Annotated in this window: 14 protein-coding genes; 9 read left to right on the top strand and 5 right to left on the bottom strand. The window is 66.5% G+C overall.

Annotated elements, in window-relative coordinates:
* Nucleotides 1–28: 28 nt before the first annotated feature.
* Nucleotides 29–2,365: a dockerin gene (locus NX784_RS27185; protein WP_258819796.1), complete on the top strand. Its 2,337-nt coding sequence runs from the start codon at nt 29–31 to the stop codon at nt 2,363–2,365.
* Nucleotides 2,366–2,506: 141 nt separating this feature from the next.
* Nucleotides 2,507–4,810, top strand: coding sequence for a dockerin (locus NX784_RS27180; protein WP_258819795.1), 2,304 nt, complete (start codon nt 2,507–2,509; stop codon nt 4,808–4,810).
* Nucleotides 4,811–4,860: 50 nt separating this feature from the next.
* Here the strand turns inward: NX784_RS27180 and NX784_RS27175 are convergent, their stop codons facing one another.
* Together NX784_RS27175 and NX784_RS27170 are read right to left on the bottom strand one after the other, a co-directional pair.
* Nucleotides 4,861–5,664, bottom strand: a complete 804-nt coding sequence (locus NX784_RS27175) for a LytR/AlgR family response regulator transcription factor (protein WP_258819794.1) — start codon at nt 5,662–5,664, stop codon at nt 4,861–4,863.
* Entirely contained in the window at nt 5,661–6,770 is a 1,110-nt protein-coding gene (locus tag NX784_RS27170; protein ID WP_258819793.1) for a sensor histidine kinase, read from the bottom strand. The genes NX784_RS27175 and NX784_RS27170 overlap by 4 nt, the downstream gene beginning before the upstream one ends.
* Nucleotides 6,771–6,948: 178 nt before the next feature.
* On the opposite strand from NX784_RS27170, the gene NX784_RS27165 reads away from it, so the two are divergent.
* The 3 genes from NX784_RS27165 to NX784_RS27150 all read left to right on the top strand — a co-directional run bounded on the left by NX784_RS27165 (nt 6,949) and on the right by NX784_RS27150 (nt 11,143).
* Nucleotides 6,949–7,914, top strand: coding sequence for an MBL fold metallo-hydrolase (locus tag NX784_RS27165; RefSeq protein WP_258819792.1), 966 nt, complete (start codon nt 6,949–6,951; stop codon nt 7,912–7,914).
* A 320-nt stretch (nt 7,915–8,234) separates the two neighbouring features.
* On the top strand, nt 8,235–10,580 hold the full coding sequence (locus NX784_RS28885; RefSeq protein WP_307736174.1) for a family 43 glycosylhydrolase: 2,346 nt from the start codon (nt 8,235–8,237) through the stop codon (nt 10,578–10,580).
* An 11-nt stretch (nt 10,581–10,591) separates the two neighbouring features.
* Nucleotides 10,592–11,143, top strand: a complete 552-nt coding sequence (locus tag NX784_RS27150) for a PEP-CTERM sorting domain-containing protein (protein ID WP_258819791.1) — start codon at nt 10,592–10,594, stop codon at nt 11,141–11,143.
* A 153-nt stretch (nt 11,144–11,296) separates the two neighbouring features.
* On the opposite strand, the gene NX784_RS27145 is transcribed toward NX784_RS27150, so the two are convergent.
* Nucleotides 11,297–12,031 (bottom strand): siderophore-interacting protein, encoded by a 735-nt coding sequence (locus tag NX784_RS27145; protein WP_258819790.1) that lies wholly within the window; start codon nt 12,029–12,031, stop codon nt 11,297–11,299.
* A 100-nt stretch (nt 12,032–12,131) separates the two neighbouring features.
* On the opposite strand from NX784_RS27145, the gene NX784_RS27140 reads away from it, so the two are divergent.
* A complete protein-coding gene (locus tag NX784_RS27140; protein ID WP_258819789.1) occupies nt 12,132–12,539 on the top strand; it encodes a MarR family winged helix-turn-helix transcriptional regulator in 408 nt (135 codons plus the stop codon).
* A 12-nt stretch (nt 12,540–12,551) separates the two neighbouring features.
* On the opposite strand, the gene NX784_RS27135 is transcribed toward NX784_RS27140, so the two are convergent.
* Together NX784_RS27135 and NX784_RS27130 are read right to left on the bottom strand one after the other, a co-directional pair.
* Nucleotides 12,552–13,616: an oxidoreductase gene (locus tag NX784_RS27135; protein WP_258819788.1), complete on the bottom strand. Its 1,065-nt coding sequence runs from the start codon at nt 13,614–13,616 to the stop codon at nt 12,552–12,554.
* Nucleotides 13,617–13,640: 24 nt separating this feature from the next.
* Nucleotides 13,641–14,855: an ROK family transcriptional regulator gene (locus tag NX784_RS27130; protein ID WP_258819787.1), complete on the bottom strand. Its 1,215-nt coding sequence runs from the start codon at nt 14,853–14,855 to the stop codon at nt 13,641–13,643.
* 521 nt (nt 14,856–15,376) lie between these two features.
* Here NX784_RS27130 and NX784_RS27125 point away from each other — a divergent pair.
* The 3 genes from NX784_RS27125 to NX784_RS27115 are packed head-to-tail and all read left to right on the top strand — an operon-like array spanning nt 15,377 to nt 18,840.
* A complete protein-coding gene (locus tag NX784_RS27125; RefSeq protein ID WP_258819786.1) occupies nt 15,377–18,445 on the top strand; it encodes a TonB-dependent receptor in 3,069 nt (1,022 codons plus the stop codon).
* Nucleotides 18,446–18,491: 46 nt separating this feature from the next.
* Complete coding sequence (locus NX784_RS27120; RefSeq protein WP_258819785.1) at nt 18,492–18,749, top strand: tryptophan 7-halogenase; 258 nt, start codon at nt 18,492–18,494, stop codon at nt 18,747–18,749.
* A complete protein-coding gene (locus NX784_RS27115) occupies nt 18,742–18,840 on the top strand; it encodes a hypothetical protein (protein WP_258819784.1) in 99 nt (32 codons plus the stop codon). Before NX784_RS27120 ends, NX784_RS27115 begins: the two co-directional genes overlap by 8 nt.
* Nucleotides 18,841–18,853: the final 13 nt, after the last annotated feature.

Below are 18,853 nucleotides of genomic sequence, written 5' to 3'. Positions count from 1 at the left end.
TCATCCTTTCCTTTTTAGAGGAGACACAATGAATCGGAAGCACAGTTTGGTCCTCCCGGCGCTGTTCGCGGCGCTACTTGCAGGCTGCAGCGGCGGCAACTCGACCCAGGGCACATCCAGCCCCGTCGCCACGGCCGGTCCCGTCATGGCCGCCACCGTCGGCTCGGCGACCGCCTACACGAGCGTGAAGTGGGGCGGCGGCGGCTACGTCACCGGCCTGATCTACCATCCGACCAGCTACAACGTCATGTACGCCCGCACCGACATCGGCGGTGCCTACCGCTGGAATGGGGGCGGCTCGTGGACGCCCATCACCGACGGCATCGGCTTCAACGCGGGCGAAAGTACCTTCCACGGCGTCGAAAGCATCGCGCTCGACCCGACCAACGACAACAAGGTGTACCTGGTCACGGGCATGTACTCGCACGACTGGCAAGGCACCCCGATCAACGGCCGGATCTATGTCTCGAGCGACCGCGGCAACAGCTTTACGCACTACGACCTGCCGTTCCCGGTGGGCGGCAACGAGAACGCCCGCGCCGTCGGCGAACGCCTGCAGCTCGATCCGACCAATCCGTCGACCATGTTCTACGCCTCGCGCACGGCCGGCCTGTGGAAGAGCACCAACTCGGGCCAGACCTGGACCCAGACCGGGCTGTCGAGCAAGGTGCTGTCGGCCAGCGAGATCCAGGGGCTGGGCAACGCGCCAGTGGGCGTGGAGCAGATCATGCTCGACAATTCCAACGTGGGCGGCGGCGCGACGACGTGGATCATGTATGCCGCCATCGCGCCGGACTACGTGCAGAAAGCGGGCTTGACCTCCACGCTGTACAAGTCCGTCAACGGCGGCGCCACGTGGACGCCGGTGTCGGTGCCGGCCAACGTGGCCGGGTACTACGTCCCGCACGCGGTACGCACCAGCGACGGCAACTACTACATCGCGTTCAACAAGACCGTCGGGCAGGGCGCAGGCGGTCCCGGCTACCTGTACCGGTTCGGCGGCGTGACGTTCGGCGAGACCTGGACCCAGCTCGCCACCACCACGCAGGGCGGCTACGGCGGCGTGTCCGTGTACGGCAACGGCTCGACGGCCCGGATCGCGCTCGCGGTGACCGGGACGTGGAGCTCGGGCCAGCCGGTTGTCCAGCTGTCCGACAACGGCGGCGCCAGCTGGCGCGAAATCGCGGACGGCATGACGCATTGGGGCGGCGGCTACCGGGGCTGGGTGGACGACATCGAAATCGATCCGACCAACAAGGACCACATCATGCACATCCACGGCGGCGGTGTCTGGGAAACGTGGAACGCGTCCGCGGCCAGCCCGAGCTGGGACGCTCCGGTCAACAACCTCGAGGAGACCGCAACCTTGGCGCTCGTCACGCCGCCGGCCGGCGCGTCGTACAAGTTCGTCAACAGCGCCGGCGATATCGGCACCTGGGTCCAGACTGACCTCGCGGCGACGCCGACCAAGGCGCCGACGAGCGCATGGAGCAACGGCAACGCCGCCGACGTGCTGTGGTCCGATTCGACCTACATCGTCAGTGCCGGCGTCATCAACAGCACTGGGGGCGCCTTCGGCTCCTGGTCCGGCGACGGCGGCAACTCGTGGTCGAACTTCGCGACCCTGCCGGCCGGCGCTTCCAGCAACACCGCCGAATCGGCGAGCATCGTGACCCCGTACCGCAACAATGCGATCTGGGCGCCCGCGAACTCGGTGCCGTCGTACACGACGAACAATGGCGCGAGCTGGACTTCGACCAACTTGCCGGCGCTGTCCGCCGTCGGTATCAATCGCGGCTACCGCCTCGTGGTCGACCGCAGGAATCCGAACAAGGTCTATGCGTACGATTCCGGCGGCGCTTCCTGGGCTACGGCTGGCAAGGTCTATGTCTCGACCGACGGCGGCCATAACTTCACGCTGAGCCAGGGTTCGGTGTCGGCGAACCTGGCGCCGAACGCCTGGTACGCAACCTCGTTGGCGGTCAATCCGAACGTCGAGGGCGACCTCTGGCTGGCTGACGGCAATACCGTCTATCACTCGACCAATTCGGGTGCGTCGTGGACCAAGCTCTCCGGCTTCGCGACGATCGCGGGCAACGGCTCGACGGGCCAGTTGCAGGGCGCGAGCGTCATCGCCCTGGGCAAGGCGCAGACGGGCAGTTCGTACTCGGCCGCGGTCTACGTCGTGGGCGCGCGCAATGGTGTGTGGGGCGTCTACCACTCCGACGACGGCGGCGCCACGTGGGCCCGCTTCAACGACGACGCGCACCAGTACGGCGGCATCGGCGTGATGGCGGCTGACTGGAGCACCTACGGCCGTATCTACTTCAGTGGCACGGGCCGCGGCCTGATCTACACCAACTGAGCCGGGCCTCGCTGACGTCAGCGACGACCGCCGCGGGTCCGGCAACGGACCGTGGCGGTCTTTCGTGCCGGCGCACGGCCGGACGAATCCCGACACACCCAACATGAAAAGCGGCAAGACCATCCTTGTCGAGGAGACAGCATGAATCGGAACCACAACGTCATCATCCCGGCGCTGCTCGCGGCGCTGCTTGCAGGCTGCAGCGGCGGCAGCACGACGCCGGGCGCGACCGGCACCACGCCCGTCCTTGCAGCCACCACCGGCTCGGCCACCAGCTTCGCGAGCGTGAAATGGGGCGGCGGCGGCTACGTCACCGGCCTCATTTATCACCCGACCACGGCGAACGTCCTGTACGCGCGCACCGACATCGGCGGCGCGTATCGCTGGAACGCGACCACGTCGTCTTGGACGCCCATCACCGACGGCCTGGGTTTCGGCGGCGGCGAGAGCCGCTTCCACGGCGCCGAAAGCATCGCGCTCGATCCGAACAACGACCAGCTCGTGTACATGGTCACCGGGATGTACACGTTCGAAGGCAACGGCCGCATCTATATGTCGAACGATCGCGGCACGACGTGGACGCATTACGACCTGCCGTTCCCCGTCGGCGGCAACAATCCGGCGCGCGCGATCGGCGAACGCCTGTCCGTCGACCCGAACAATCCGTCGACCTTGTTCTACGGCTCGCGCACGGCCGGGCTGTGGAAGAGCACGGACGCCGGCCATACCTGGGCCCAGGTCACGTCGCTGGCGACCTTGCAGTTGACGAACGATCAGGTCAACACGATGGGCGGCTGGGTGGCCGGTGTCGAGTGGGTCATGTTCGATACGTCGACGAAGGGCACGGGCACGCCGACGTCCACGCTGTATGCGGCCATCGCCAAGGACTACGCCGACGCGGCGGGCCTGGCGTCGACGTTGTACAAGTCCGTCGATGCCGGCGCGACGTGGACGCCGGTGACGGTCCCGTCCACCGTGTCCGGCTATTACATCCCGCACGCGGTGCGCGCCGCGGACGGCACCTTCTACGTGGCGTTCAGCGCGGGCGCCGGCCCGGGTGTCGCGGGCCCCGGCTACCTGTACAAATTCAGCGGAGGCACGTGGAGCCTGCTCGCCAATAATGCGTCCGCCGGCTATGGCGGCGTGTCCGTGTACGGCACCGGGTCAACGGCCCGCATCGCGCTTGGCGTCTCCAACACGTGGGGTTCCGGCCAGGTCGTCCAGCTGTCGGTCGACGGCGGCAACACGTGGCGCGAAATCGAGCAGGGCATGCCGCACACGCCGGCCGGCGGCGCGGGCGGCTGGGTGGACGATATCGAGATCGATCCGAGCAACCCCGACCACATCTCGCACGTCACGGGCGGCGGCGTCGTGGAGACGCGCAACGCGTCGGCCGGCACCCCGACCTGGAGCGATGCCGTCAACAATCTCGAGGAGACGGCCACCAATGCGATCGTCACGCCGCCGGCCGGTGCGGCGTACAAGTTCGTCGACAGCGCCGGCGACATCGGCACGTGGCTGCAGACGGACCTCGCCGTGCGGCCGACCAAGGGGCCCAGCAACACTTGGAGCAACGGCATCGCGGCCGACGTGCTGTGGTCCGACCCCACGTTCATCGTCGGCAGCGGCGTGCTGAATTCGTCCAGCACGGCGTTCGGCTTCTGGTCCGGCGATGGCGGCAATATGTGGTCGAACTTCGCCAAGCTGCCCACGGGCGCCTCCACGAACAAGGCCGGCACGGCGAGCATCGTGGCCACGTCGCGCAGCAACATCGTATGGGCGCCCGCGAACTCCGTGCCGTCGTACTCGACGAACAACGGCTCGCGCTGGACGGCGACGAACCTGCCGGCACTCGCGAGCCTCGGCTGGGATCGCGGCTACCGCCTCGTGGCCGACCGCAAGAACGCGAACAAGGTCTACGCCTACGATTCGGGCGGCGCGTTCTGGGGCACGGCCGGCAAGGTCTACGTGTCGACGAACGGCGGCCACACGTTCACGCTGAGCCAGGGTTCCGTGTCGGCGAACCTCGCGCCCAACGCATACTGGATCACGTCGATGGCGGTGAACCCGAACGTCGAGGGCGACCTCTGGCTCGCGGACGGCAACGCCGTCTACCACTCGACGGATTCCGGTGCCACGTGGACGCGGCTGAACGGCTTCGCGTCGGTCGCGGCCACCGGCTCGACGGCCCAGTTGCAGGGCGCGAGCGCGATCGCGCTGGGCAAGGCGCAGGCCGGCTCGCCGTATTCGGCCGCGATCTACGTCGTCGGCACGATGAATGGCGTGTGGGGCGTCTACCACTCGGACGACGGCGGCGCGACCTGGGCCCGCTTCAACGACGACACGCACCAGTACGGCGGGATCGGCGCGCTGGCGGCGGACTGGAACACGTACGGCCGCATCTACTTCAGCGGCACGGGACGCGGGATCGTCTACACGAACTGACGACGTAGCCGATGACCGCCGCGGCGCCGATACGGGCCGCGGCGGTTTTTTTACATCTGCCGGAACAGGTGCGCGAACAGGGGACTCACGCGCAGCTTGTCGGTCCTGTTGCGCAGGTTCAGCGTCAGCTTGCCCGCGTCGTCGCGGCTGGCGCTCGCCACGTGGCGCAGGTTGACGATGGCACCGCGGCTGATCTGGCGGAACTGGTCCGGGTCGAGCTGCGGCAGCAAGTCCTTCAGGCTCAGGCGGATCAGCGCGTCGCCGTCGCCGCTCGCCACGTTGACGTATTTGTCGAGCGCCTGGAAGTACGCCACGTCCTGCACGGGAATCATGCGCACGACGTTGCCGACGGCCGCGCGGATCACCGTGAGGTGCTCTGACGGCGCGGCGGCCGGCAGCAGCGCGCGCATCTGCTCGACGAGGCCCGCGAGCCCGTCGCCTGCGGCGCCGCCGGCGGCGGGGGCGAGGCGCGCTTTCAGCCGCTCGACGGTGCGTGCGAGCCGCGCGTCGCTCACGGGCTTCATCACGTAGTCGACGGCGGCCTGCTCGAACGCCTGCACGGCGTAGTCGTCGTACGCGGTGACGAACACGATGTGCGGGAACGGCCCCGCATCGTCCCAGCCCTCGGCCAGTTCCTGGGCGGCGTCCAGGCCCGTCTGGCCCGGCATCTTGATGTCGAGGAACAGGATGTCGGGGCGCAGCTCGAGCGCCTGCTGGACGGCGGCGACGCCGTTCGGTGCGGTCCCGACGATGTCCAGTTCGGGCCACAGGCGGCGCAAGGTGGCGGCGAGCGTGGCGGCGAGGATCGGTTCGTCCTCGGCGATGAGGGCGCGCGGCGGCGTGGATGGGTTCATGCGGTCTCCAGGGGAAGCGTCAGGCGGGCCAGCGCGCCGTGCGGCTGGGCGGAAACGAGGGTCAGGGCGGCGCGCGCGCCGTACAGCGCGTGCAGCCGTTCGCGCGTCGTCGTCACGCCGACGCCCGAGCCTTTCGCGGCCGGCTGGGCGTCGTCGAGGCCGAGGCCCGTGTCGGTCACGCAGATCTCGAGCACGCCGTCGTGCGCGCGGGCCTCGACGGTCACGTTGCCGCCCTCGATCTTCGGCTCCAGGCCGTGGATGATGGCGTTTTCGACGAGGGGCTGCAGCAGCATCGCGGGCAGGCGCGCGCCGCGCAGGGCGGCGGGCAGGATGCAGCGGTACGACAGCCGCGCGCCCATGCGCACTGCCATGAGGCCGAGATACGCTTCCGCGGCGTCGAACTCCTGCGCCAACGTGGTCGTCTCGGCGCGCGTGGCGGACAAGGTGGCGCGCAGGTACTGGATCAGATGGTCCAGCATCCGGTTCGCCGCCTGCGGGTCGATGGCGATCAGACCCTGCAGGTTCGCGAGCGTGTTGAACAGCATGTGCGGCTCGATCTGCGCCTGCAGCAAGCGCAGTTGCGCCTGCAGCGCCTGGCGCTCGATGGTTTCGGCGCGCACGCGGGCTTCCGTGCGTTCAAGCTTGATGCGCTCGACCCGTTCGCGGTTCAGGATCATCAACACCATCGCGCCGATGCCGAGAAGGGTGAACAGGATCATGCCGCGCTGGCCGCGCTCGTTCGGGTAGTCGTGCAGGTCGGGCGAGCCCGTGCCGAGGATCAGCCCACCGATCACGATGCCGCAGTAGTGCGCGATGGGCGCCGTCGCGACGAGCAGCAGCAGGAAGGGCACGAGCCAGCGGCGCCGCCGCTCGGGAGCGTCCAGCAAAGTCAGACGGACGCCGTCGAGGATCGTCATCGCGATGAGGCCAATGCAGATCGAGTACACCATCTGGTCGTACAACTCGTACGTCTTGCCGTTGACGAGCGTGATGAGCACGGCGGCGAGGGCGCTGACGACGATCGTCAGGCCGAAGTCGTCGGCCAGCCGGCGCCATGTCGGGCGCGACCGGCCAGGGGACAGCAGGAATTGGGCGATGGGAGTCATGGCTGGCGGTGCAGTGCGATAGCGGGCATTGTGCCGCCGCGCCCGGGCGGCGGCAAGGCGGATGCGACGAAACCTGGTGCCGGCGGCGCGAAACGGGGCTGGCGGCGACCGGAATGTGCACGCCGTCCGGCGCCCGCGTCGGCGATAATGACGCCACGACCCGCTTTCTTTGTGCGACATGGACTTCCAGTTCCTCGGCACCTCGTCCGGTACACCGACGACAACCCGCAACGTGACGGGCCTCGCGCTGCGCGGCCCCGCCGGCGGCTGGTCGCTCGTCGACTGCGGCGAGGGCACGCAGCACCGCATCCTGCAGACCACGTTGTCGCTGCACGACCTGCGCGCCGTCTTCGTCACGCACCTGCACGGCGACCATTGCTACGGTCTGCCCGGGCTGCTGGCCAGCGCGGGCATGCAGAACCGCACGGCGACGCTGGCGATCGTCGGCCCGCCGCCGTTGTGGCGCTTCCTCGAAGGCGTGATGGCGACGACGGAACTGGGACTGCCGTATGCGCTCGACTTCATCCCCATCGCCGAGCTGGCCGGCAAAGCAGTGCTGCCCGACCTGGCCGTCGACGCGATCGCGCTGTCGCACCGGATGCCGTCGTATGCGTTTCGCTTCACGGAGCGCGCGGTCGAACGCAAGCTCGATGCGGCGCGCCTGCGCGCGGCGGGTATCGCGCCCGGGCCCGCGTGGGGCGACCTGCAGCGCGGCGTCGACGTCGTGCTGCAGGACGGCCGGGTGCTGCGCGCGGACGACTGGCTGCTGGCGCCGCGCAAGGCGCGCACGATCATCGTGGGCGGCGACAACGACGACCCCGGCCTGCTGCTGGACGCGGCGCGCACGGCCGACGTGCTGATCCACGAGGCGACGTACACGGAAGCCGTCCTGCAAAAAGTGGGGCCGGGCCCGATGCACAGTTCCGCGCTGCGCACGGCGCGCGCGGCCGCGGCGGCCGGGGTGCCGAATCTCGTGCTCACGCACTTCAGCCCACGCTACCAGGAGGGCGACGGGCCTCTGTCGCTGGCCGCGCTGGAGGCCGAGGCGCGCGGCGTATACGGCGGCAACCTGTTCCTCGCGCGCGATTTCGACCGCTACGTGCTGGAACGGGATGGGGTGTGCCGGCGGCACGTTCCGGCTTGAACCCGCGGCCGTCAGCGCAAATATTTTTTGTAACATGCAAAAAAATCTGCGATATCCGTTTTTGTTTTCGAATCGATTCCATTCCGAAAAAAGTTATCGCGCGGCGGCTCATCGATATCGATATTTTCCGTTTCTCGAATGATTTTTCATTTTTTGGAATCGCAAGCATTTCTTTGCTGAAATCTGTAAATTTTCCGGTCGAATCAGGCACTTAGGTGCGCCGCCAGCCCTGTTGCAAAGCATTTGAAAATACCGCATTCTCCGCCCGTGATATGGATGACCGTATCGCCGCACGCATAATTATTACGACGGAGATTACATTGAAAAACCTGTTATTCCGCGCGGGATGGGGAGCGCTGTTCGCGTCCTGCTTCATCGCCGCCGATGCCGGCGCCCAGGCCGGCGCCACCTTGCCTACCTTCCAGAACGCATCCGTGCACGACCCGTCCGTGATCAAGGTCGGCGACACGTTCTACGTGTTCGGCTCGCACCTCGCATCGGCCAAGTCGAAGGACCTCATGAAGTGGACGCAGATGACGGACAGCGTCAGCGCCACCAATCCGCTGTTCCTCAACGGTTCGAAGAACGTGTACACGGAACTCGCGGAGACGTTCGCGTGGGCGAATTCGTCGACCCTGTGGGCACCGGACGTGCGCCAGCTCGCCGATGGCAAGTACTACATGTACTACGACGCCTGCGAAGGCGACGCGCCCCGGTCCGCGCTGGGTGTCGCGGTCGCGAACAACGTCGAGGGCCCGTACGTGAACAAGGGCGTCATCCTGAAGTCCGGCATGTGGGGCCAGACCAGTTACGACGGCACCGTGTACGACGCGCAGAAGCATCCGAACACCGTCGACCCGAACGTCTTCTTCGACAATGCGGGCAAGCTGTGGATGATCTACGGCTCGTACTCGGGCGGCATCTTCATCATGCAGATGAACCCCGCCACGGGCTTGCCGTACCCGAACCAGGGCTACGGCAAGCGCCTCATGGGCGGCAACCACGCGCGCATCGAAGGCGCGTACGTGATGTACAGCCCGGCCACCGCGTACTACTACCTCTTCACGTCGTTCGGGGGGCTCGATGCCAACGGCGGCTACAACATGCGCGTGGCGCGTTCGACGAATCCGGACGGCCCATACTACGACGCGCAAGGCAACGCGATGGCGAACGTGAAGGCCGATCCGAGCAAGCCGCTGTTCGACGACGCGTCGATCACGCCGTACGGCGTCAAGCTGATGGGGAACTTCCTGTTCGAGCGCAAGCTGGGCGAGGCAGGCACCGGCATCGGCACCGGGTATGTGTCGCCGGGCCACAACTCCGCGTGGTACGACCCGGCGACGGGCAAGCATTTCCTCATTTTCCACACGCGCTTCCCGGAACGGGGCGAGCAGCACGAAGTACGCGTGCACCAGATGTTCATGAATGCGGACGGCTGGCCCGTCGTCGCGCCGTACCGCTACGCCAACGAGACGCAGCCGGCGTTCCTGCGGCCCGAGTTCGTGTTCGGCGACTACCTGTACGTCAACCACGGCAAGGACATCACGGCGACCATCAAGAAGTCGCAGCTGATCACGCTGAACGCCAACGGCAGCATCACGGGCGCGGTGACGGGCACGTGGCGCCGGCCGGGCGGCAACCAGGTCGAGATCAACCTCACCGGCGGCGCCACGTACAAGGGCGTGCTGCTGACGGAGTGGGACGAGACGTCGAAGTCGTACGTGACGACGTTCACCGCGTCGTCGCGCGACGGCGTTGCGATCTTCGGCAGCCGCCTGATCCCGCGCAGCGACATGCAGGTTGCAACCGCCATCTACAATGAGCTGAGCCTGGGCCCCACGACGGCCGTGACGGGCAACCTCACGTTGCCGACGACGGCCGCGCGCAATGCCCTCATCAGCTGGACGTCGTCGAACCCCGCGGTCGTCAGCAACACCGGTGTCGTGACGACGCCAGCGAGCGGTGCCATCAACGTCACCTTGACGGCACGGATCGCGAAGGGCGCGATCGCGTTGACGAAGACGTTCACCGTCACCGTGCGCAAGCTCGGTGGCCTCGTCGCCTACTATGCGTTCGACGGCAACCTGGCCGACTCGAACGGCGCATTCGCGCCCGGCTCTGTCATCGGCAACAAGATCGACGTGGCCGGCGGCAGCCTGACGTACGGCGCCGGCGTGCGCGGCAACGCGGCCGTGTTCGACGGCGCGACCGGTGTGCGCCTGCCGAACGGCCTGATCTCGTCGAACACGTACACCGTGTCGATGTGGCTGAAGCCCGCGCAGCTCACGGCGTTCACGCCCACGTTCTTCGGCGCGCGCACGACGGATTCCTGGATCAGCTTCCTGCCGATGGGCCATGGGTTCGTCAACGGCGCGACGATGCTGTGGTCGGGCACCGCCTGGTATGACGCGGGACTCGGCATGAACATCCCCGTCAACCAGTGGTCGCACGTGGCGTTTTCCGTCAACAACGGCGCCGTCAACGTGTACGTCAATGGCATCAAGCGCTTCTCCGGTACGAACTTCCCGAACGTGTTCACGACGACGACCGGCACCTTCGCGCTGGGCGTCAACTACTGGGACACGCCGTACAAGGGCGCGATCGACGAGCTGCGCATCTATAACGCCGCGCTGAGCGACGCCGAAGTCGCCGGCCTCGCACATTGAAAGGGACCACCATGAAAAAGACCATCAGCGGCCTCGCGCTGCTGTCCGCCTGCGCGTTCGCCAACGCGGCCGTCATCCACTTCGACGACCTGTCCGGCGACGAGACGCAGCCGATTGCCGCCGGCTACGCGGGCTTCATTTGGGACAATATGGGGACCGTGCGCGCCGACGCGTATCCGGGCAGCGGCTTCGACACGGGCGCCGTCTCCCCGATGAACACGGCGTTCAACGCGTACGGCGCGCCGGCGGCGGTTTCGTCGGCGGACGGCAACGCGTGGCAGTTCACGGGTGCTTACTTCACGTCGGCGTGGGTCGACCAGGAGATCTCGTTCGAGGGCTGGCGCAGCGGTACGCAGCTGTTCGCGTCCGGTGCGTACACGATCGATACGCTGGGGCCGCGCTGGATCGAGCTCGATTGGGCCGGCATCGACACGCTCGTCGTCTACAACAGCAGCCCGACGCAGTGGGCGATGGACGAGTTCACGGTGCCGGAGCCGGGGTCGCTGGCGCTGATGGGGACGTCGCTGGCCGGGCTGATGTTCGCGCGGCGCCGCAAGCGGTAGGGGGGACCGGGGCGCGTAGCCGGCTGCGCCGTCCACGCGTTCAACCTCCGCATGCAATCGCGCATCGATTATTCTTGCGCTGGTTGAACGCGTGGGCTCGCATTTCCAGCCCCCAGCTGGAAATGCGAGCCCACCAAACGTTTGATTGACCGGTCATTCGAGATGTTCGTGGTGCTCCGCCACACCGCGTTTCCAGTACGCCGACACGCGTGTCGCCTCGCGCGGCACGCCCTTGTCGTTCAACACCGCGCGCACCTGCGCCATCAACGCGGCTTCGCCGCCGCCCCATGTGAACCCGCGGCCGTCCGGCAGGGTGAGCGCGCCTAAATCCGTCACCAGGTCCTCGCCCGTGTCGAACCAGCGCAGGTCGACGTCGGCCGCGCCCGCGAACGCGCGCCGGTCCGCGCGCGCCGCGTGCACGCGCACGAGCACGCGGCTACCGCGCGGCAGCTCTTCCAGGCGGCGCGCGATCGCGGGCAGGGCGGTGGCGTCGCCGACCAACAGCTGCCAGTCGAGGCCAGGGGGCAGGATCATCGACCCGCGCGGCCCGCCCACGACGACGTTCTGGCCGGGCGTCGCCTCGCGCGCCCAAGTGGACGCCCTGCCGTCGCCGTGCAGCGCGAACTCGACGACGAGCGCGCGGGCTTCGCGGTCGAAGCGGCGTGGGGTATAGTCGCGCCTCACCTGCGTGCCGTCCGCATCGGTGAACATGAATTTGACGTGGTCGTCGAACGACAGCGACACGAAGTCGGCCAGTTCGTCGCCCGTGAACGTGATGGCGGCGAAGCCGTCACCCAGCTTCTCGACGCGCGCGACGGTGAGTTCGCGCAGCTTGAGTTCATGGCGCACGCGGCGTACAAACGTGTCTTGTTGATCTGCTTGCGGCATGGCAGCTCCGAACTAGTTGATAATGTCCTCCATTATGCGAAAGATAGTTGATAAGGTCAATCAAAATCCTCCATCGCCGGCGCTGGAGGTGCTTGAGCGCGTGCACGCGATCATGCACCTGTACCGTTCCGCGCAGCAGCGCAGCCTGCGCGCGGGCCCGCACGACCTGGCGCACATGGAGATCAAGGTGCTGGGGTTCTTCGCGCGCCGGCCGGGTGCGACGCAGAGCGACCTGGCCGCGCATTCCGGACGCGACAAGGCCCAGCTGGCGCGGCTCGTGCGCGGACTGCGCGACCGGGGCCTGCTGGACGCCGTGGCCGACGAGGCGGACAAGCGCAGCACGCGCTTGTCGTTGTCGGAAGAGGGCAAGGCGATGTTCGCGGCGCTGCACGTCCACGACGGCGCATTGGCCGAGGCGGCGCTGGCCGGCCTCACGGAGGCGGAACGCTCGACCTTGCTGGACCTGCTCGCGCGCGTGCACGCGAACCTGGAAGCGGGCCAGGACTGACCCGCGCGTGCGTCAGGCGGGGAGGTCGCGCAGCAGCACTTCGCGCCGTTCGGCCGCGCTGATGCGACCGGCGTCCAGCAGGCGCATCACGGTGAGCGCCTGACGCGCCGGCACGGGGTTCGGTCCCGTGCCGAGCAGGGCGTCGCGGATGCCCGCGTAATAGGCCGGGTAGGCGCCTTTCTCCGTCGGCAGGCTGCTCGTGGCGACGGTCCCGTCGCGCAGCACGGCCAGGGTGCCTGCTTCCGCGTCGACGCCCCATGCGGACGGCGCCCCAGTGGGACGGTGGCCCGCGATCAGCGCGGCCTCCTGCGGGTCGAGGCTCTGCTTGACCCAGCTGCCCTGCAAGCCGTGCAGCGCGATGCGCGGGCGCGCGACGGCGGCGACCATGCTGGCGCCGAGGTCCACGCGCAGGCCGTCCGCGTAGCGCAGGCGCGCCTGGAACTGGTCTTCGCAGCGGCTGCCGGGGCGCAGCAGCGGCAGGTCGGCCTCGATGGCTAGCGGTTCGCCGAAATACAGCAGCGCTTCGTCCAGCAGGTGCGGGCCCAGGTCCATCCAGATGCCGCCGCCGGCTTCCGCGTCTTCCTTCCAGCGCGCTTGCGGCTGCGGGCGGAAGCGGTCGAAATGCATGGCCGCGTGGCGCACCTGGCCCAGCGTGCCGGCGGCCAGCAGGCGCAGCGCGGTGCGCGTCGTGCTGTCCCAGCGGCGGTTGTGGTAGACGCTCAGCAGCAGGCCCTTGTCTTCGGCGAGGCGCACGAGCGTGGCGGCCTGCGCGACGGTGTCGGTGAACGGCTTGTCGACGACGACGTGCTTGCCCGCTTCCAGCGCGGCTTGCGCGAGGGGGAAGTGCGTCGCGTTCGGGCTCGCGAGCACGACGAGCCGCACGGCCGGGTCGGCGAGGAGGGCGGCCGGATCGGCGTGGACGGTCACGGGGCCGAGATCGGCACGCACCTTGTCGCCGTTGCGGCTCGCGACGGCGCCGATGGCCAGGCCCGGTGTCGTGCGCAGCAGCGGCGCGTGGAAGACCTGGCCGGCGAAGCCGTAGCCGATGAGTCCAACGTTGATCGTGTCAGCGGTCATTGTGTTCCTTTTGGTGGTGCGGAGTCAGTGCGGCAGTGCGAGCCCGGCCGGCCGGGGGCTCGATCCGCGTGCGGCGCTGCGGGCGATGCTCTGCACGTCCAGGGGACGCGTGACGCGGTAGCGCGCCAGCGCGGCGGCGCCCACGGCCACGGCCTGCGCGCCGAAGTGCGACGTGCGGATGGCGGGCGGCTGCAGCATCGCCGCGTGCGCGTACGCGGCCAGCACGTGGCGCGCGGGCGCGATGAACGCGTCGCCCAGCTGCAGCGCGGGACCGCCGATGACGATCGCCATCGGATCGAAGCCGGCCCACAGATTGTTCAGCAGGATGCCGAGCTGGCGCCCGGCCGCATCGACGGCGGCGCACGTGGCCGCATCGCCCTCGGCCACGCGCTGGAACAGGTGCTCCAGCGCGGGGTGGCTGGGACGCTCGCGGCCCAGCAGCGAATCGAGACCGATCAGTGCATCGGCGCAGCCGCGCCGCCCGCACGAGCACAACGGGCCGCCGGCCTGCAGAATCGTGTGGCCCACTTCGCCGGCAAAGCCCGACAGGCCCGTCAGCAGGCCGTCATGGACGATCACGCCCGCGCCCACGCCATAGCCGATCGACAGGTAGATCAGCGGGTCGGTGCCCGACTGGTCTGCAAATTCGAACTCGCCCAGCGCCGCCACGTTCGCCTCGTTCTGCATGTACAGCGGCAGCCCGTCCAGCGGCGAACCCGCGACGTGGGCTTGCACGATGCCGGCCACGTCCACGTCGCGCCAGCCGAGGTGCGGCGCGTGGTGCAGTATGCCGCGCGCTTCGTCGACGGCGCCGTGCAGGCCGAAGCCCACGCCGAGCACGCGCCGCCCCGGCGCGTTGCCGCCCGGGCGTGCCACCCGCTTGGCGAGCTTCACGAGGGCGACCGTCGCCTGGCGGATGCAGGATTCGGGGTCGCCGGCGTCCTCGTACGTGAGGATCCGGGTATCGAGCACTTCGCCCAGCAGGTTCGTGGCGACGACGCGGGCCTCGTCCACGCCAAGGTCGGCGCCGAGCAGGGCCAGGTGCGACGGGTCGAGGTGCAGCGGCGTGGCGCGCCGGCCCACTTCGCCCGTCACGAGCAATTCGCTTTCCGTCAGCCAGCCTTCGTCGACGAGTTCGCGCACGAGCAGGCTGATGGTGGACTTGGTCAGGCCCAGCACGTCGGCGAGCGCGGCGCGCGACAGTCCGGGCTGGAGGCTGACCTGGCGTACCAGTGCCATGCGATTCAGTTGCTTGAGGAGTTGCTGGTCACCGGTTACGGGCATGGGCGGAGAAAATCAAGTGGATTGTGATGATTATGCAACAGATTGGAAAATTTTGTACATCATGCATTAAGCATAAATATGACGGCGCCGGGGTTGGCTGGTGAAAAGTATAACGGCCCCGCCTGCGCAGCGGGTTGGAACGAAGTGATTGATTTATTTATGAAATCGATTTCTTGAGTTGTTCCGGGTCGCCCAGGTACGTACGTTACGTAATGTGAAATCAGGCAAGAAAGTCAGCATTATTTCAGTGCATACATACCTTTTTTAGTGCAAAAATTTCGTTCGACCGATTGACCAATGTCTGGATTCTTCTTAATCTTGAGCAAATGATGTCCGCTATCAATGACCGTAGAGTCAACATTGTGACGGCCGGAAAGGTCGCCGCGACACGGACATGCGCCAGGAGTAGTACCACCACTACGGACGCCGCCGCCGTCCGGCGCGGCGTTTTTTTTCGAGAGACGAGAGGAGACACAGTGCTGCACACCAAGAAGGTTTTTTCCCATCACCTGAACACCAGGCATCGCCTGATCAGCCTCGCCGTTGCGAGTGCCTGCGCCGGCCTGGTTGCGCCGGCCTATGCGCAGGATACGGGCGCCGCCAACGGCATCGCCGGGCCGACCGACCAGGCGGGGGCCACGCCCGTGCAGGGCGTCGAGACGAATACCGTCGTGGTGACCGGTATCCGAGCCAGTATGCAGTCCACGCTGAACCTGAAGAAGAACTCCGATGGTATCGTCGACGGTATCGTCGCTGAAGACATCGGTAAATTCCCGGACACGAACCTGGCCGAGTCGCTGCAGCGCATCACCGGCGTGTCGATCGACCGTCAAAATGGCGAAGGCCAGAAGATCACGGTGCGCGGCATGGGCCCCGACTTCAACCTGGTCCTGTTGAACGGCCGTCAAATGCCGACGGCTGACCTGAACGACGCGAACGGCCGCTCGTTCTCCTTCGACAACCTGGCGTCGGATGCCATTTCGCAGCTGCAGGTCTACAAGACCAGCCGCGCCCAGGATCCGTCCGGCGGCATCGGCGCCACGGTCAACATCATGACCGCGCGTCCTTTCGACCAAAAGGGCACCGTGGCGAGCGTCGGCGTCAAGGGCGTGGTGGACCAGTCGAGCCAGAACCTGCCCGACTTGCTGAAGGGGAAGCGCGTTACGCCTGAAGTGTCCGGCATCTTCAGCACCGTCACCAAAGATGGCATGTGGGGCTTTGGCGGCAACGCCAGCTACTCGAAGCGCGACTCGGGCTTGAATCGTGCCCAGATCGCCAATGGCTGGATCGGCCCCTACAAAGGTTCGGATGTTATTCCCGGCTCGACCTTGCCGCAGCCCGGTGCGCCCGTCGGCAGCGTAACGAATCGTCCAGGTCCGAACGATCTGTATGAGCGCCCACAGAACTTTGGTTACCAGGTCAACGGTCTCGAGCGCGAGCGTGTCAATGGCCAGGCCGTGCTGCAATTCCGTCCGGTCAAAGAACTGACCTCGACCCTCGACTACACCTTCGCGCAGAACAAGCTGCACACCCGCCGCGCCGAGATGAGCGTCTGGTTTGCCCAAACCCCGACCTCGACCAGCACCTGGCCGGGCGGCAGTAACCAGGCACCGTTGACTTACTCCGAGGTGTACAACACGCCGCAGGATATGTCGGTCATCGCCGCCGACTTTGCCACCAAGAACACGCTGAATTCGGTCGGCTTCAACACTGTCTGGAAACCGAAATCCGGCCTGCGGTTCACGCTCGACGCCCACTCGTCGAGCGCCGAATCGAAAGCCGACAGCCCATGGGGTAGCAGCAATCAGCTGAGCAACGCCAGCTTCAGCCGCGGCAGAACCTCGATTGACTTCACCCACGAGCTGCCGATCCTGGGCATCGACGGCACCAACGTGGCCGCCGAGCCGATCCAGGCAACCGGTTCGCAGTTCTCCAACACCTACGTCAAGTCGACCGTCAAGCAGTTGCAGTTGAGCGGGGAGTGGAGGGTGGCAGAAGCGTCGAACCTGAACTTCGGTGTGGGCGTGACCGACGTGAAAAACCGCTCGACCTCATCGCTCGTGCAGAACAACGGATGGTCGGGCTTGACCAGCAAGAACGACTATCCCGCCAGCCTGTTCTCGAAGAGTGACACCGCCAGATACTTCGACCAGTTCGGTGGCGACGGCGCGGCTGGCATGTTCCGGGACTTCTACACGGCCGATTTCGGCGCGCTGCGCGCGGCAACTGAAGCGGCCGCGACCAAGCCCGGCTATGTCAGTAACGACGGCCCGAAAACGGCGGCAAACTTCCTGCCGAATTTCGCCACGACCGACAGCGACCAGCGTCTGGAGGAAAAAACGACGACGGCCTACGTGGCCTTGAGCCAGGACTGGGACCTGGCCATTCCGGTCCACACCTCGGTCGGCCTGCACTTTGAAAAAACCAAGGTCACTTCGGTGGCCCAGGTGCTCCCAGCCACGGGCGTGACCTGGATTTCGCAGAATGAGCTGCCGCTGACCTTTGCCGGTACCGCCTACTCGACCACGCATGGCTCCTACAGCAACGTGTTGCCAAACGTGAATGCCGACTTCGACGTGACCCCGGACTTCAAGGTGCGCGTCGGCGCCGGCGAAACCATCAGCCGCGCCCGTTATAACGAGCTGCAGGGCGGTCTGAACATCGGCACCGGTTCCGACTACTATCTGGGTGGTACTGCTGCGACGGGTAATCCGAACCTGAAACCGGTGAAGTCGAAGAACCTGGACTTGTCCTTCGAGTGGTATTTCACCAAGCATAGCGTCGCCTCGCTGGGCCTGTTCAACAAGAAATTGACTGACTACACTGCCCAGAATCAGGTCCTGGAAAACCAATACGGCATCCATACCCCGATCGGCGGCGCGTACTATAACGCCGCCCTGTCGACGGGTGGTTGCACCGTTGCCGACACCAACTGCATCCGTAACTACATCCTCAACAACTTCAACGGCCAGCCTGGCGTCACGAAGACCGGGGTGAACTCCGTTGGCAATGCCACCGGTGTGATCACGGGCATCCCGAGCGACCCGCTGATGCAGTTCAGGACGTCCAGCTTCGTGAACTCGCAGCCGGCCAGCTTGCATGGCGCCGAATTGGCCGTTCAGCATATGTTCGGCGAGTCGGGCTTTGGCGTTCAGGCGAACTACACCTACGTGACCTCGCCGTTGAAATACAAGAACGACCAAACCACCGATCAGTTCGCAATCCTGGGTCTGAGCAATTCGGCCAACGTGGTGGGTATTTATGAAAACTACGGTTGGACGGTACGGCTTGCCTACAACTGGCGCGACGCGTTCCTGGCGTCGAAGCTCGACGGCGGCGGCCACCTGGATCCGGTCTACACCGCCGCGTATGGTCAGACCGACCTGAGCGTGGGCTATGCCGTGACCAAGAACCTGAACGTGCTGTTCGAAGGGATCAATCTGACCAATTCGACGCAGAAACAGTACGGCCGCACCAAGGGCCACTTCCTGAACGCAACCCAGACCGGCCCGCGTTACATGGTTGGCGCACGTTACACGTTCTGATTGCTGAAGTCAGCACGTGGTATGTGAGTAGGTCCTGAAGCAGGCCGTGGTGACGACCATGGCCTGCTTTTTTCTTGCTACACTGAATCGCTATAACTACTTACTACGATGGAAGATTCGCGTGCGCAGTCAACCCCTGGAACAAGTCGTGATTGTCGGTGGCGGCTCGGCCGGCTGGCTGACCGCCGCGCTGGTCGCGGCAGCGCATCAGACCAGTGCCGGCCCGGCCTTGAAGGTGACCCCGATCGAATCGCCCGACGTGGCCGGTGGGTGTCGGCGAGGGAACCTGGCCCAGCATGCGTGACACCTTGCACCGCATTGGCGTGTCCGAGAACGATTTCTTCCGCGCCTGCGACGCTTCGTTCGGCCGGTTCTTGCGGCGCCACTCACAATGACCCGCAAGATGCT

This window comes from Massilia pinisoli (assembly GCF_024753285.1).
Classification (GTDB): Bacteria; Pseudomonadota; Gammaproteobacteria; order Burkholderiales; family Burkholderiaceae_D; genus Telluria; species Telluria pinisoli.
This window is presented reverse-complemented; position numbering and strand designations above follow the sequence as displayed.